Source organism: Streptomyces sp. NPDC014864 (assembly GCF_043081525.1).
GTDB lineage: Bacteria > Actinomycetota > Actinomycetes > Streptomycetales > Streptomycetaceae > Streptomyces.
In genome coordinates this window covers 53,881-68,077 of the sequence record NZ_JBIBWT010000017.1, presented here as the reverse complement: position 1 = coordinate 68,077, position 14,197 = coordinate 53,881, and the positions used below count along the sequence as shown (strand labels likewise).

13 protein-coding genes are annotated in these 14,197 nt (G+C 73.4%); 8 read left to right on the top strand and 5 right to left on the bottom strand.

All coding sequences use genetic code 11. From position 1 onward, the window contains the following. The first annotated feature begins 240 nt into the window (after positions 1 to 240). A complete protein-coding gene (locus tag ACF1A5_RS26770) occupies positions 241 to 1,266 on the top strand; it encodes an ATP-binding cassette domain-containing protein (protein WP_392195429.1) in 1,026 nt (341 codons plus the stop codon). Further along, complete coding sequence (locus ACF1A5_RS26765; RefSeq protein ID WP_392195428.1) at positions 1,263 to 2,081, top strand: ABC transporter permease; 819 nt, start codon at positions 1,263 to 1,265, stop codon at positions 2,079 to 2,081. Before ACF1A5_RS26770 ends, ACF1A5_RS26765 begins: the two co-directional genes overlap by 4 nt. 28 nt (positions 2,082 to 2,109) lie before the next feature. Here ACF1A5_RS26765 and ACF1A5_RS26760 read toward each other — a convergent pair whose 3' ends face one another. Next, positions 2,110 to 6,051 carry a BTAD domain-containing putative transcriptional regulator gene (locus ACF1A5_RS26760; RefSeq protein WP_392195427.1) on the bottom strand — a complete coding sequence of 1,314 codons (3,942 nt, stop codon included), beginning with the start codon at positions 6,049 to 6,051 and terminating at the stop codon, positions 2,110 to 2,112. Positions 6,052 to 6,212: 161 nt separating this feature from the next. Here ACF1A5_RS26760 and ACF1A5_RS26755 point away from each other — a divergent pair, with 161 nt between their 5' ends. Further along, a complete protein-coding gene (locus ACF1A5_RS26755) occupies positions 6,213 to 7,013 on the top strand; it encodes a site-2 protease family protein (RefSeq protein WP_392195426.1) in 801 nt (266 codons plus the stop codon). On the opposite strand, the gene ACF1A5_RS26750 is transcribed toward ACF1A5_RS26755, so the two are convergent. Both ACF1A5_RS26750 and npdG read right to left on the bottom strand, forming a co-directional pair. Then, entirely contained in the window at positions 7,003 to 7,269 is a 267-nt protein-coding gene (locus ACF1A5_RS26750) for a hypothetical protein (protein WP_392195425.1), read from the bottom strand. The genes ACF1A5_RS26755 and ACF1A5_RS26750 overlap by 11 nt on opposite strands. A 4-nt stretch (positions 7,270 to 7,273) precedes the next feature. Continuing rightward, positions 7,274 to 7,987 (bottom strand): NADPH-dependent F420 reductase, encoded by a 714-nt coding sequence (gene npdG / locus ACF1A5_RS26745; protein ID WP_392195424.1) that lies wholly within the window; start codon positions 7,985 to 7,987, stop codon positions 7,274 to 7,276. A gap of 187 nt (positions 7,988 to 8,174) precedes the next feature. Here npdG and ACF1A5_RS26740 point away from each other — a divergent pair, with 187 nt between their 5' ends. Both ACF1A5_RS26740 and ACF1A5_RS26735 read left to right on the top strand, forming a co-directional pair. Beyond that, positions 8,175 to 8,777: a hypothetical protein gene (locus ACF1A5_RS26740; RefSeq protein ID WP_392195423.1), complete on the top strand. Its 603-nt coding sequence runs from the start codon at positions 8,175 to 8,177 to the stop codon at positions 8,775 to 8,777. Positions 8,778 to 8,847: 70 nt separating this feature from the next. Beyond that, positions 8,848 to 10,167, top strand: a complete 1,320-nt coding sequence (locus ACF1A5_RS26735; protein WP_392195422.1) for an MFS transporter — start codon at positions 8,848 to 8,850, stop codon at positions 10,165 to 10,167. On the opposite strand, the gene ACF1A5_RS26730 is transcribed toward ACF1A5_RS26735, so the two are convergent. Further along, on the bottom strand, positions 10,168 to 10,401 hold the full coding sequence (locus tag ACF1A5_RS26730; protein ID WP_392195421.1) for a hypothetical protein: 234 nt from the start codon (positions 10,399 to 10,401) through the stop codon (positions 10,168 to 10,170). Between the two features lie 58 nt (positions 10,402 to 10,459). Between ACF1A5_RS26730 and map the strand changes: the two genes are divergently transcribed. Together map and ACF1A5_RS26720 are read left to right on the top strand one after the other, a co-directional pair. Next, a complete protein-coding gene (gene map, locus ACF1A5_RS26725; RefSeq protein WP_392195420.1) occupies positions 10,460 to 11,317 on the top strand; it encodes a type I methionyl aminopeptidase in 858 nt (285 codons plus the stop codon). Positions 11,318 to 11,393: 76 nt separating this feature from the next. After that, on the top strand, positions 11,394 to 12,041 hold the full coding sequence (locus ACF1A5_RS26720) for a heme oxygenase (biliverdin-producing) (protein ID WP_392195419.1): 648 nt from the start codon (positions 11,394 to 11,396) through the stop codon (positions 12,039 to 12,041). A gap of 122 nt (positions 12,042 to 12,163) precedes the next feature. Here ACF1A5_RS26720 and ACF1A5_RS26715 read toward each other — a convergent pair whose 3' ends face one another. After that, positions 12,164 to 12,841 (bottom strand): PhzF family phenazine biosynthesis protein, encoded by a 678-nt coding sequence (locus tag ACF1A5_RS26715; protein WP_392195418.1) that lies wholly within the window; start codon positions 12,839 to 12,841, stop codon positions 12,164 to 12,166. A gap of 204 nt (positions 12,842 to 13,045) precedes the next feature. On the opposite strand from ACF1A5_RS26715, the gene efeO reads away from it, so the two are divergent. Then, positions 13,046 to 14,185: an iron uptake system protein EfeO gene (gene efeO / locus ACF1A5_RS26710; RefSeq protein WP_392195417.1), complete on the top strand. Its 1,140-nt coding sequence runs from the start codon at positions 13,046 to 13,048 to the stop codon at positions 14,183 to 14,185. Positions 14,186 to 14,197: the final 12 nt, after the last annotated feature.

The window sequence follows — 14,197 nt, the reverse complement described above, 5'->3', positions numbered from 1 at the left end:
AGCCCGCCGACCTTCCCCCAGTCGGCGGGCTGTCCCCTCTTTGCGCCTGGACCGGCGCCGCTCTCGCGGGGGTGGTTGCTCGCCGTCCTGGTTCCTCAATCGATGGTCGCGGTTGCTCGTCGGCAGACTGTCGGTGCTGTGAGCGCGCGGTCGACGGCCTGTCGGAGGGATGTCGGTGGGATGTCGGTGGGTTCCGGTGGGTGTCGGTGGTCTGTCGGTGGTGGCTGACACCTTCGGGGCATGACGCGAATCGACAAGAACCCCAGCGGCGCGGACGGCGTCGTGACCGTGCGGGGGCTGGCGAAGCACTACGGCGGGACCAGGGCGCTGGACGGGGTGGACCTGGACGTGCGCGAGGGCACCGTGATGGGGGTGCTCGGGCCGAACGGGGCCGGCAAGACCACCCTCGTGCGGATCCTCTCCACCCTGCTGTCCCCGGACGCCGGACGGGCCACCGTGGCCGGCTACGACGTCGTACGGCAGCCCCGGCAGCTGCGCCGGGTGATCGGGCTGACCGGCCAGTACGCCTCCGTCGACGAGAAGCTCCCCGGCTGGGAGAACCTGTACATGATCGGCCGGCTGCTGGACCTGTCCCGCCGGGACGCCCGCGCCCGCGCCGACGCACTGCTGGAGAGGTTCTCCCTGACCGAGGCGGCCCGGCGGCCGGCGAGCACCTACTCCGGCGGCATGCGGCGGCGGCTGGACCTCGCCGCCTCGATGATCGGACGGCCCGCCGTGCTCTTCCTCGACGAGCCGACGACCGGACTCGACCCCCGGACCCGCAACGAGGTGTGGGACGAGGTGAAGGCCATGGTCGGGGACGGAGTGACCGTCCTGCTCACCACGCAGTACATGGAGGAGGCCGAGCAGCTGGCCTCCGAGCTGACCGTGGTCGACCGCGGCAGGGTCGTCGCGGGCGGCGGCATCGAGGAGCTCAAGGCGCGCGTCGGCGGGCGCTCTCTGCGCGTACGGCCGGCCGATCCGCTCCAGCTGCGACCGCTGGCCGGGATGCTCGACGAGCTGGGCATCACCGGGCTGGCCACCACCACGGTCGACGCCGCCACCGGCTCCCTGCTGGTGCCGGTGCTCAGCGACGAGCAGCTGACCGCCGCGGTCGGCGCGGTCACCGCACGCGGCATCACCCTCTCCTCCATCACCACCGAACTGCCCAGCCTGGACGAGGTGTTCCTGTCCCTCACCGGCCACCGCGCCAGTGCCCCGCAGGGCGCCCAGCCCGCCGACGCCCGCGAGGAGGTCGCCGTATGAGCGCCGTCACCACATCCCCGGCCCACCTGTCCGACCCGCGCATCCCGCTGCGCGCCCATCTGCGCCACACCGGGGCGCTCATCCGCCGCAATCTGCTGTGGATCCGGCAGGATCCGGAGTCGATGTTCGACGCGCTGCTGATGCCGATCGTCTTCACCCTGCTCTTCGTCTACGTCTTCGGCGGCTCGATCGGGCAGGCGCTGGGCGGCGGACAGGAGCGCTACGTGCAGTACGTCATCCCCGGCATGCTGGCGATGATGAGCATGACGCTGTCGCAGGGCGTCGGCACCGGCTTCAGCCAGGACTTCAACAGCGGTGTCATGGACCGTTTCCGGTCCCTGCCGATCGGGCGCGGCTCGGTGCTGTTCGCGAAGGTCGCGGTGGAGCTGGCGCGCATGCTGTTCGCGACGGCGGTGCTGATGGTCGTCGCCGTCCTGGTCGGCTTCCACATCACCAACTGGCCCGGTCTGTTCGCGACCGTGGGCCTGTCCGCGCTTTTCGCCTCCTCGATCATGTGGGTGTTCCTGACCCTCGGCGTCGTCCTGAAGAACGCCCAGTCCGTACAGGCGATGGGCTTCCTGGTGCTGTTCCCGCTCCAGTTCGGCTCGTCGATCTTCGCGCCGACCCAGTCGATGCCGGGCTGGCTGCGGCACTTCACCGACTACAACCCGCTGTCCACGCTCGCGGACTCGGCACGCGGCCTGATGACGGGCGGCCCGGTCGCGCACGACCTGTGGGTGACCCTCGTCTGGTCGGTGCTGATCACGGCGGTGATGGCGCCGGTGGCGATCCACAAGTTCCGTACGAAGAGCTGACGTTCGGGCACGTCCTCGTCGTGACGCGTCAGATCAGGGCGGCGGCCTCCCGCACGGAGAGGCCGCCGCCCTCCGCGTGCGCGGTCTCGTAGGCGTCGTCGCCGAGGACGGCCCGGACGCCCCGCACCGCCCGGTCGCGGACGTGGCGTTCCAGCGCGGAGGGGTGGTGGCGCGGGGGCAGCAGGGCGTCGGCGGCGCCGACGCAGCGGGCGGCGTCCCGGGCGCGGCCGCCCTCGTCCAGGCCGGCCAGGGCCACGGCGGCGATGGTCAGGTAGGCGGACCGCATGGCGGGAGCGATGGCCTCGGACAGGGGGTCCTGGGCCCGTTCGAGCGCCCGGCGGGCCTTGTCGAGGGCGTCCTCGTGGCGCCCGTCGGCCGCGTCCAGCCAGGCCTCGGCGCCGAGGATGAACCCGTCGAAGACCACGAAGTGGGCGATGGTGAAGTCCTCGCGCAGCAGCCGCAGGTGCTCGCGGCCCTCGGCGATACGGCCGGTCATGCCGAGCCGGCAGGCGAGGACGACCCGGGCGAGGGGCATCGCCTCGTTGTGCCCGCCGTCCCCCCGGTCGATCACCTCGCGCAGGATCGCCTCGCCCCGCTCGGTCTCGCCCGCCTCCAGCAGGGCGCTGCCGAGGCGGGCGCTGAGGACGTTCACCTGGGCGTGGGCGCCGAGGCGTTCGGCATGCTCCACGGCGGCCTCGTAGTCGGCGGCGGCGGGCAGGTACCGGCCGGTGCGCTCCAGGGCCTCGCCCCGCGCGGAGAGTGCCTCGGCGGTGCCCCAGGCGTCGCCGAGGCGGCGGAAGATCTCCAGCGACTCCTCGGCGTCCCGGGCGGCGTCACCGGCCCAGTCGGTGCGGTTGGCCAGCAGGTTGGCCCGGAACTGCAGGGCGGTGGCCAGTTCGTGCTCGAACGCGGGGTTGCCACGGCAGGTGCGGACGGCGGCGTCGACGACCGTGCGGAGCCGTTCCATGTCGCCGGTGAGCATCACCGCGAAGATCCACACCATGCCGGGGCTGCGGCAGGTCTGCGGGAGGCCGGGCTCGTACACCTCGGTGATGACGCGCAGCTTCTCCTTGGCCTCGGGCCGTTCCCAGGCGTCCAGTTCGGTGTCCATGCAGGCGAGGTGGGCCAGATGGACGCCGCGCCGGGCCTCGGCGAGCACCTCGCCGGTCATCGGCGGCGGGCGGTCCGTGCACCGCTGCCACACCGGGGCGGCGCGGCGGACCGGCTCGGTGAAGGGATCGGGCCCGAGGGCCATGACCTCGGCGCACCAGGTGCGGGCCTCGATGCGCACATCCCGCATCTGCCAGTACGCGACCAGGGACAGGACCAGGCACAGCGCCTCCTGCTCGTCGCGTTCGGCGATGGCGTGCCGCAGGGCGGTGCGCAGGTTCTCGTACTCGAGCTCGAACCGTCCGACGGCGGCGTGCTGCCGAGGCCCGCGCAGCAACGGGTCGGTGGTACGGGCGAGTTCGCGGTAGTACGTCAGGTGGGCGCGCTCGGCCTCCTTGCGGCCGCCGGCCTCGTCGAGCCGTTCGCCGGCGTACTCGGCGACGGTCTCCAGGAGCCGGTAGCGCATCTCGCCGTCCGGTGCGGGGGCGGCCGTCACGAGGGACTTGTCGACGAGGGAGCCGAGGGCGTCGAAGGCGGCCGGTCCGCACACGGCCTCGGCGGCGGCGAGGCCGCAGCCGCCCGCGAAGACGGACAGCCGGCGCAGGACGTCCCGTTCGTCCTCGTCGAGCAGGTCCCAGGACCAGTCGACGACGGCCCGCAGGGTCTGCTGGCGGGGCAGGACGGTGCGGCTGCCGGAGGTGAGGAGGCGGAAGCGGTCGTCGAGGCGTTCGGCGATCTGGCGCGGGGTCAGCATCCGCAGCCGGGCGGCGGCGAGTTCGATGGCCAGCGGCAGGCCGTCCAGGCGTCGGCAGATCTCGGCGCAGGCGGCCGCGGTGTCGTCGTCGGCGTCGGCGCGGAATCCGGGCCGTACGGCCGCTCCCCGGTCGGCGAACAGCCGCAGCGCCACGGGCTCGGGCAGCGGCTCCACCGGCCGCAGCACCTCCCCGGGCACCCCGAGGGGTTCGCGGCTGGTGGCGAGCACGGTGAGGTGGGGGCAGCGGGCGAGCAGTTCCTCGGCCAGGCGGGCCGCCGCGCCGACGACGTGCTCGCAGTTGTCGAGCAGGATCAGCATCCGGCGCCGGGAGCAGTGCTCGACGAGCCGCTCGACGGGGCTGTCGTGCCGGTCGGCGACCGCGGCCCGCATCTCCTCGGCACCGGCGCCGTAGAGCACGGTCTCGCGGGCGCCGACGGCGGTGAGCACGGCCTCGGGTACGGCGTCCGGGTCGTCGACGGGAGCGAGCTCGGCCAGCCACACCCCGTCCCGCGGCGCGGGCCGGACGGCGTCGGCGGCCTCCTGCGACAGCCGGGTCTTCCCGGCCCCGCCCGGCCCGAGCAGGGTCACCAGCCGGGCGCCGTCGAGGTCGGCCAGGATCGAGTCGATGTCGGCCTCCCGGCCGACGAAGGAGGTGAGCCGGGCCCGCAGGTTGCCGGGGGACGTGGAGTCGCCCGCCGGGAGAGGCCCCCGGCCGCCTTCTCCCCGCCCGTCGACGGACGCACCGGCGTCGTAGGCGGAACCCGTCGCGGCCCGCTGAAGATCCCCGCGGACCCGCGCTGCGACGGGCGCGCGCGAACGGTCGCCGGCCGCCTCGAACGGGGCCGGTCCCCCGGCCGCACCGCCCGCGTCCCGGCCACCGGGGACACCGCCCGTCTCCCGCGCGGCCTCGGGCGCGCCCGTACCGCCCGGCGGCACGGCCTTCGTACGGGACTCCCCTGGCGCGGGTGCGCCGAAGCCGTGCTCGCCCGGCACGTCCGACCCCCCTGGCACAGCGGACCCGCCAGGCAGGCTCGGCTCGCCGGGCACATGCGCCACGTTCGGCTCGGCGGACCCGCCGGACACGCCGGACACGCCGGACCCGCCAGTCACCCCACCCGATCCACCTGGCACACCCGGCACGCCCGACCCGCCAGGCACGCCAGAGCCACCGGGCACGCGCGACCTGCCCGACCCAGCCGTCACGCCTGCAGCACCGGACAGGCCGGACCCGCCAGTCACGCCACCCGATCCACCTGGCACACCCGACCTACCGGGCACGCCCGACCCGCCAGGCACGCCCGACCCGCCAGGCACCTCCGGGCCGCCTGGCACGTCCGACCCACCCGGCATCTTCGGCACGCCCGGCACGCCCGGCTCGCGCGTGTGCAGCAACTCCCGGTGCAGGGCACGCAGTTCCGGGCCCGGGTCCGAGCCGAGGCGGTCCGCGAGGAGGCGGCGCAGGCGCTCGTACGCCGCCAGTGCCTCGGCCGTGCGGCCAGTGTCGCGCAGGGCGCTCAGGCGGAGGCACTGGAGGGGCTCGTCCAGGGGGTGGGTTCCGCACAGGGCGGTCAGCTCGGGCAGGGCCCGGTCGGCACGGCCGAGGGCGAGGTCGGCGGTGAGCCGGGCGCGGCGCGCCTCCAGCCGGCGGGTCTCCCAGCGGGCCGCCTCGGCGGTCCGGTCGGGCAGGTCGGCGAGGGCCGGGCCGCGCCACAGGGCGAGGGCGTCGTCGAGGACGGCCGCCGCCTTGGCCGGGTCGCCGTCGGACAGCGCCCGCACGCCCTCGTCGGCCAGCCGTTCGAAGCGGTGCAGGTCGATGTCGTCGGCCGCGGCGGTGAGCCGGTAGCCGCCCTCGGCGGAGGCGACCGCGTCCGCGCCGAGCGCCCGGCGCAGCCGCCCGACCAGTGCCTGCAGGGCGCCCGTGGCGTCGGCGGGCGGGTCGCCGTCCCACACCTCGTCGACGAGGAAGCGCACCGGGACCGTACGGCCGGGCCGCAGGGCGAGCACGGTCAGCAGGGCACGCAGCCGCGCCCCGCCGACCGGGACGACGGTGCCGTCGGGACGGAGCGCCTGGGTGGTGCCGAGGATGCCGTAACGCACGGGAGCCATTGTCCCCGGGAACGCCGGGTCATCTCCTCCGGGTTTCCCGGTCGCCCCGGTCACGGGCGCACGACCGGCAGGAACCTCCCGCCCTCCACGGGACGTTCCCCCCTCATCACCGGTACGGTCGACCCCACCTCTCCGACCCACACCTCCAGGAGCCGTCCCGTATGACCAGCGTCACCAGCCGCCACAGCGACCGGCGGATCAGTCCCGTCTTCGTCGGGATCCTGGCCGTCACGGCGGTCACGGGATGGGCCACCTGGACCGGGTTCGCCCAGCAGCCGGGCGTGGCCGTCTTCCTCTTCGTGACGGCGGCCTGGATCGTCTCCCTGTGCCTGCACGAGTACGCGCACGCGCGCACCGCGCTGCACAGCGGCGACATCTCCGTCGGCGCCAAGGGCTACCTCACGCTGAACCCGCTGAAGTACACGCACGCCCTGCTGAGCATCGTGCTGCCCGTGCTGTTCCTGATCATGGGCGGGATCGGCCTGCCCGGCGGGGCGGTGTTCATCGAGGACCACCGGATCCGGGGCCGCTGGCGGCACAGCGTGATCTCGGCCGCGGGCCCGCTGACGAACGTGCTGTTCGCGGCGGTGTGCACGGCCCCGTTCTGGCTCGGCACGATGGACGACGTGCCCACCGGCTTCCGGTACGCCCTCGCCTTCCTGGCGCTGCTCCAGGTCTCCGCCGCGATCCTGAACTTCCTGCCGGTGCCCGGCCTGGACGGCTACGGCGTGATCGAGCCCTGGCTGCCGTACGGCGTCAAGCGGCAGGTGGAGCCGTTCGCGCCGTTCGGCCTGCTGTTCGTCTTCGCGCTGCTGTGGGTGCCGTCGGTCAACGGCGCGTTCTTCGACGCGGTCGACGCGGTCCTGCGCGCGCTCGGGGTCGGCGACTCGGCGAGCTACTGCGGCCAGTCGCTGTACCGGGTCTGGGAAGCGGCCCCGGACTTCTGCTCGGTCAGCCGGTGACCGAGCGGTCGCGGGCGGCCCGGCCGCGGCGGACGTAGTACCAGGCCATGTTGGAGGACAGGCCCGCCAGCAGGACCCACACGACTCCCAGCCAGCTGCCCCGCACGAAGGAGACGACGGCCGCGGCCACGGAGAGCACACAGACGATCAGGGCGTAGAGGGCGAGGCGCCGGGTCGGACCGGTCGTGGGCAGGGGAGGCATGGTCGGCTCCTGTCGGGGACACTGCTCGGAACGTCGCCGACCAGTGTCCCCCATCAGGTCATACGTCCGTGATGCGGAGTCCCGCGTGCGCCTTGTACCGGCGGTTGACGGAGATCAGGTTGGCGACCAGCGACTCCACCTGGTGGGCGTTGCGCAGCCGCCCGGCGAAGATGCCGCGCATCCCGGGGATGCGCCCGGCCAGCGCCTGGATCGTCTCCACGTCGGCCCGCTCCTCGCCGAGGACCATGACGTCGGTGTCGATCTCGTCGACCTCCGGGTCCTGGAGCAGCACCGCGGACAGGTGGTGGAAGGCGGCGGTCACCCGCGAGTCGGGCAGCAGCGCGGCGGCCTGCTCGGCGGCGCTGCCCTCCTCGGGCTTGAGGGCGTAGGCGCCCTTCTTGTCGAAGCCGAGCGGGTTGACGCAGTCCACGACGAGCTTGCCGGCGAGTTCCTCGCGCAGGGACTCCAGGGTCTTGCCGTGGCCCTCCCAGGGCACGGCGACGATCACGATGTCGCTGCGCCGGGCGGTCTCGGCGTTGTCGGCGCCCTCGACTCCGTGGCCGATCTCCTCGGCCGCGGCCCGGGCGCGCTCCGCGGCGCGGGAGCCGATGATCACCGTCTGGCCGGCCCGGGCGAGGCGGTAGGCGAGGCCCTTGCCCTGGGGGCCGGTGCCGCCGAGCACGCCGACGACGAGCCCGGAGACGTCGGGGAGGTCCCACGGGTCCTTGGCGGGGGCCTTCGCGGGCTGCTGTGCACTGTCGCTGGAGGTCATGGGCCGACTCTACGTCCGTCCCGGCACGCCGACCGGTCCAGGGAGGCCCTTTCGGATCTTGCCGTGAGCCGCGGCACCGGCCACCCGCCGGAAGGCGATCGTCCGATACCGCCCGTCGTCCCCGGGTCGGGCGAATTCGGGGTGAACTCCACGTCACTCGTGCCCGGTTGCGGCAGGATGCGCTCGTATGGACGCCGTACGGGTCGCGTTGTTGCGCGAAGTACTTGCCGGGACCGAGTGGCTGGGTGCCACCCGGCGGTTCGCCGGGGTGCTGCGGGGGTCCGTGGTGTCGCACGGCGGCGGGCTGCTGCTGGTCGGCACGCCCCGGTACGAGCCGTGGCACCTGGCGGCGCATCTCGTGGACGAGGCCGCCTGGTCGGGCACCCCGGAGCTGGCGCCGACGCTGGTACGGCACGGGGCGCGCCCCTCGGACCCGGCGCACCTGGCGGTCGGTCTCGGCCGGCTGGAGGCGGCCCGGCGCGGCGAGACGCTGCTGGTGGTCGCGCCGGACGGTCCGGGCGGCTGTCTGTGCGAGCGGATCCACGACGCCCGGCGGGCCGGGGCCACGGTGCTCGCCCTCGGCCCCGGCGACCGGGACCTGGCGGCGCTGGCCCACGAGTCACTGGCCGTGCCGGACGGTTCCGAGCTGGATCTGGACACCGTGCAGCACCTGGTCAGCGCGGCCGCCGGGGAGAACGCGCTGCCCGCCCCACGGGGACGCGGCCGCCTCCGCGACCGCCTCTCCCGCCTGGCCGACTCCCTGACGGCCCCACCCCCGGCCCGCTGGTGACCCCGCCCCGCCGCGCGGCGCCCTGAAAAGCGGTTGCCCGGTGCCGCGTCCGCGCCGAGCATCAACCGTCGTGACCGACCAAGCCCCCGCAGCCACCGGCACGTCCCCCTCCGGCCTTCGGGCCCTACTCCCGGACCTCGCCCCCTGGCGGCACTCCCGTGACTTCCGCAGGCTCTGGGTGGCGGGCCTGATCTCCAACTTCGGGAGCTTCCTGACCCTCGTCGCGCTGCCGGTGCAGATGAAGGAACTCACCGGGTCGGCCGCGGCGGTGGGCGCGATCGGGGCCGTGGAACTGGTGCCGCTGGTGGTGTTCGGGCTGTACGGCGGTGCCCTCGCCGACGCAGTGGACAAGCGCCTGCTGATCCTGTGGACCGAGGTCGGCCAGGGGGTGCTCAGCGCGGCGCTGCTGGCCGACGCGCTCCTGCCGCGCCCGGCGGTCTGGCCGCTGTACGCGGTCGCCGCCCTCTCCTCGGCCCTGACCGCGGTGCAGCGGCCCGCGCTGGACTCGCTCTGGCCGCGGATCGTGGCCCACGAGCACCTCACGGCGGCCACCTCGCTGAACTCCCTGCGCTGGACGCTCGGTGGCGTGGCGGGCCCTGCCGTGGCGGGCGTGGTCGTCGCCTTCGCGGGGCTGCCCACGGCGTACGCGGCCGACCTGGCCACCTTCGCCGTCTCCGTGCTGCTCGTGGTCCGCATCGCCACGCAGCCCGCGTCCCGCGAGGCGGCGCGCCCGTCACTGGCGTCGATCGCCGAGGGCGCCCGGTACGCCTGGAGCAGGAAGGAACTGCTCGGCACCTACGCCGTCGACCTGGCGGCGATGTTCCTGGCGATGCCGCTGGCCGTCCTGCCGTTCCTCGCGGACGAGCTGCACGCGCGCTGGTCGCTGGGGCTGATGTACGCGACGCTCCCGCTGGGGTCGCTGCTGGTGAGCCTGTCCGGCGGCTGGACTTCACGGGTCCACCGGCACGGGCGGGCGGTGGTGCTGGCGGCCCTGTCGTGGGGCCTGGCGGTGGCCGCGGCCGGCCTCGTCGGCAATGTGTGGCTGGTGCTGCTGTGCCTCACCGTCGCGGGCGGCTGCGACATGGTCAGCGGGATCTTCCGGGGTGCGATGTGGAACCAGACGATCCCCGACGAGCTGCGCGGCAGGCTGGCCGGGATCGAGCTGCTGTCGTACTCGGTGGGACCTCAGCTGGGCCAGGTCCGCTCGGGCGGCATCGCCGCGTGGGCGGGGGTGCGCACGTCGGTGTGGTCGGGCGGGCTGCTGTGCGCGGGCGCGGTCGGGCTGCTGGCCCTGTGCCTGCCGAGGCTGATGACCTACGACGCCCGGACCGACGAGCACGCGGTGCGGCTGCGCGAGATGCGCGCAGCCGCGGTGCGGGCAGGCGTCTGATCAGTCGTCGTCGGTGGGGCCGGCCGCCGGGGCGTCGTGCCAGCGGGGGTCGGTCTCCCATTCGACGTTGCGCTCGCGGGCGATCTCCATCGCGTGCTGGGCCTCCGTAGGGGAGGCGTACGGGCCGAACCGGTCCTTGGCGGGACACTCGGGTCCCTCCTCGACCTTCTTGTGCTCCAGGCAGTAGTACCACTCGCCCGGCTTTCCGGCGGTCCGCTTCTTGAACAGGGCCATGACCAGCTCCTCTCGCCACCGACATGTTCCCCCATCGCCCCTGGATAGACTCGCTGACATGTCTGGCCAGTCGCTGCTCGTCCCGGGGGAGCTGTCCCCCACCCGTTCCGTGCCCGGAAACATCCGCCGCCCCGAGTACGTCGGCCGGCCCGCGCCGAAGCCGTACACCGGGCCGGAGGTGCAGACGCCGGAGACCGTCGAGGCGATGCGGGTCGCCGGGCGGATCGCCGCGCAGGCCATGGAGGAGGCCGCCCGGCACATCGCGCCGGGCGTCACGACGGACGAGCTGGACCGGGTGGCGCACGAGTTCATGTGCGACCACGGCGCCTACCCCTCGACGCTCGGCTACCGGGGCTTCCCCAAGTCGCTGTGCACCTCGGTCAACGAGGTGATCTGCCACGGCATCCCGGACTCGACCGTGCTGCGGGACGGCGACATCGTCAACCTCGACGTGACCGCGTACATCGGCGGGGTGCACGGCGACAACAACGCCACCTACCTGGTCGGCGAGGTGGACGAGGAGAGTCGGCTGCTGGTCGAGCGGACCCGCGAGGCCCTCCACCGCGCGATCAAGGCGGTGCGGCCGGGCCGGCAGATCAACATCATCGGCCGGGTCATCGAGTCGTACGCCAAGCGCTTCGGGTACGGCGTGGTGCGGGACTTCACCGGACACGGCATCAACTCGTCGTTCCACTCCGGCCTGATCGTCCCGCACTACGACAGCCCGCACGCGACGACGGTCATCCAGCCCGGGATGACCTTCACGATCGAGCCGATGCTGACGCTCGGCACCCACGAGTACGACATCTGGGACGACGGCTGGACGGTCGTCACCAAGGACCGCAGGCGCACGGCGCAGTTCGAGCACACGCTGGTGGTGACGGACTCGGGGGCGGAGATCCTCACGCTGTCGTAGGCCGGTGCGCCCGCGACCGTCCCGGGATAGGATTTACCGACAGTATGTCGGCAACCTCATCGACCGGGGAGAGCGCATGGACCCCTTCTCCGCGGTCGTCCGGGCCGCCTCGCGGGAGCAGCACCGGGCGGCGGAGGCCTCGCCGTTCCTGGGCGACCTGCTCGGCGGCCGGCTCGGCGTCGAGGCCTTCGCGCGCTACACCGAGCAGCTCTGGTTCGTCTACGAGGCGCTGGAGAGCGGTGCCGGGCCGCTGACGTCGGACCCGGTGGCCGGGCCGTTCATACGGCCGGAGCTGATGCGTCTGGCGGCCCTGGAGCGGGATCTGGCCCACCTGCGGGGCCCCGGCTGGCGCTCGACCCTCGACGCGCTGCCGGCGACCCGGGTGTACACGGACCGGATCGCGGAGTGCGCCCGCGCCTGGCCGGCCGGCTACGTCGCCCATCACTACACCCGCTACCTCGGGGACCTCTCCGGCGGCCAGATCATCCGCGACCGGGCGGAGCGGACCTGGGGGTTCCCGCGCAAGGGCGACGGGGTCCGTTTCTACGTCTTCGACCGGATCGACAGTCCGGCCGCGTTCAAGCGCGACTACCGGCACCGGCTGGACGAGGTCCGGGCGGACGACCTGGAGCGGCAGCGGATGGTCGCGGAGTGCCAGCGGTCCTTCGCGATGAACAGCGCCGTGCTCGCCGAACTCGGCGAGGAGTTCCCGCTGAGCGCGTAGCGGACCCCCGGCGGAGCGCTTTCGCCGTGTGCGACCCGCTTCGGCGGGGTGTCATCCGCTTCGGCTCGGTGCGATCCGCTTCGGCTCGGTGCGATCCGCTTCAGCCCGGTGCGACGAGGGGACTAACGCTCCAGGACGACCCGTCCGCCGACCTCCACCCAGCCGCCCGGCTGCGGTGCCGTCAGGATCTGCGAGCCGGCGCCCTGGGTGATGTTGAGGGCCCGGCCCAGCTGTTCGGTGAGCAGCAGGGCGGCCGCGCCGGTCGCCTCGTCCTCGTCGATGCCGTCGTCGCGGCCCGTGAAGGCGCGGGCGCGCACCCGTCCGGCGGCCTCGTCCTCCCACGCCCACGCGTAGAGCCTCCCCCACTGCCCGAAAGGCGTGGGGGGTGCCCCCATGCCGGGCGGCGGCACGGGCAGCGCGTCGACCTCGGCGGCTGTCGCGCAGCGGCGCAGGGTGCGCGGCGGCACCCACTCCGCCCGCGCCTCGATCCAGGAGAACTCCCCGTCGAGGCGGGCGCCGGCCACCCCGGCGGGCGTCACCACCTCGGGCACGTCCAGCAGCCAGGCCGCGCCCACGCAGGGGTGACCGGCGAAGGGCAGGCGCAGGGTGGGGGTGTAGATGTCGATGACACCGCGCTCGGGGTCGTCGACGAACACCGTCTCGCTGAAGCCGAGCTTCGCCGCGAGTTCCTGGCGTTCGCCCCGCTCCGGGACCGCCGAGCCGTCGCGGACGACGCCGAGCTCGTTGCCGTAGCCGCCCCGCGGTCCGCAGAACACGCGCAGCACGTCGTAGTCAGTCACCCGGGAATTGAAGCACCGGCGCCACTCAGGACGCTCCCTTGACTGTCTCTTTAACGCCCCTTGGCGTCCTCTTTCCTCTGTTGCGATCAAGCCGTGTCTGTGAGCTTTCCGTGCGAGCCGAATCACGGAGGGGGTGGGTTCCAGTGAGGTAAGCCTCAGGTAACTTAGGAAAGCCTCACCGAACCGTTCTCGTCTGGAGCCTGCATGCGAGCCGTCCGACTCTCCGTCGTCACCGCCGCCGCCACCGCGGCCGCCCTGACCTCCCTGACGGCCTGTACGCAGAAGAGCACGGCCGGGGACGGCGACCACGTGATCAGCGTGACCGCGACCGACGACGCCTGCGAGGTGTCCAAGAAGCAGTTCCCGGCCGGCCACATAGAGCTCGACATCGAGAACAAGGGCTCGAAGGTCACCGAGGTCTACGTCCTCTTCCCGGACGACCGGGTCGTCGCCGAGCGCGAGAACATCGGTCCCGGCACCCGGCAGAAGGTCACCGCCGAGGTGAAGGCGGGCTCCTACCGGATCGCCTGCAAGCCCGGCATGAAGGGCAAGGGCATCCGCCAGGACGTCCGGGCGACCGGCGGCTCGACGGCCAAGCGCAACCCGGCGCTGGACAAGGCCGTCGCCGGCTACCGCGCCTATGTGCAGACGCAGGCCGACGAGACCCTGCCCCGGGTCGAGACCTTCACCAAGGCGGTCCAGGCCGGCGACCTGGAGGCCGCGAAGAAGGCGTACGCACCCTCGCGGCTGGGCTGGGAGCGCACCGAGCCGGTCGCCGAGTCCTTCGGCGACATCGACCCGAAGGTCGACGTCCGCGAGGACGGCCTGGAGGGCGGCCAGAAGTGGACCGGCTGGCACCGCCTGGAGAAGGCGCTGTGGAAGGACAAGAAGATCGGCGCCGAGGAGAAGACCCTCGCCGGTCAGTTGGTCACCGACCTGAAGGACTGGCGGAAGCGGGTCGCCACCGCCGAGATCACCCCGACCTCCATGGCCAACGGCGCCAAGGAACTTCTCGACGAGGTCGCCACCGGCAAGGTCACCGGCGAGGAGGAGGCCTACTCGCACACCGACCTGGTCGACTTCAAGGGCAACGTCGAGGGCGCCCAGAAGGCCTACGAGCTGCTGAAGCCGGCCGCGCAGGCCAACGACCCGGCGCTGACCAAGGAGCTCGACAAGCAGTTCGCGGCGCTTGAGGCGCTGCTCGACAAGTACCGCGCCGGCAAGACGTCGTACGAGTTCGTCTCCTACGACAAGGTCGGCCCGGACGACCGCAAGGAGCTCTCGGACGCGGTGAACGCGCTCGCCGAGCCGCTGTCCAAGCTCGCCGCCACCGTCGTGAAGTGAGGGGACCCACGA

Excerpts from the sequence above, each read along its gene's own strand:
- ACF1A5_RS26770 (WP_392195429.1), top strand. The coding sequence starts at position 241 with ATGACGCGAATCGACAAGAACCCCAGCGGCGCGGACGGCGTCGTGACC.
- map (WP_392195420.1), top strand. The coding sequence starts at position 10,460 with ATGTCTGGCCAGTCGCTGCTCGTCCCGGGGGAGCTGTCCCCCACCCGT.
- efeO (WP_392195417.1), top strand. The coding sequence starts at position 13,046 with ATGCGAGCCGTCCGACTCTCCGTCGTCACCGCCGCCGCCACCGCGGCC.
- ACF1A5_RS26740 (WP_392195423.1), top strand. The coding sequence starts at position 8,175 with ATGGACGCCGTACGGGTCGCGTTGTTGCGCGAAGTACTTGCCGGGACC.
- ACF1A5_RS26720 (WP_392195419.1), top strand. The coding sequence starts at position 11,394 with ATGGACCCCTTCTCCGCGGTCGTCCGGGCCGCCTCGCGGGAGCAGCAC.
- ACF1A5_RS26750 (WP_392195425.1), bottom strand. The coding sequence starts at position 7,269 with ATGGGGGACACTGGTCGGCGACGTTCCGAGCAGTGTCCCCGACAGGAG.
- npdG (WP_392195424.1), bottom strand. The coding sequence starts at position 7,987 with ATGACCTCCAGCGACAGTGCACAGCAGCCCGCGAAGGCCCCCGCCAAG.
- ACF1A5_RS26755 (WP_392195426.1), top strand. The coding sequence starts at position 6,213 with ATGACCAGCGTCACCAGCCGCCACAGCGACCGGCGGATCAGTCCCGTC.
- ACF1A5_RS26730 (WP_392195421.1), bottom strand. The coding sequence starts at position 10,401 with ATGGCCCTGTTCAAGAAGCGGACCGCCGGAAAGCCGGGCGAGTGGTAC.
- ACF1A5_RS26765 (WP_392195428.1), top strand. The coding sequence starts at position 1,263 with ATGAGCGCCGTCACCACATCCCCGGCCCACCTGTCCGACCCGCGCATC.
- ACF1A5_RS26760 (WP_392195427.1), bottom strand. The coding sequence starts at position 6,051 with ATGGCTCCCGTGCGTTACGGCATCCTCGGCACCACCCAGGCGCTCCGT.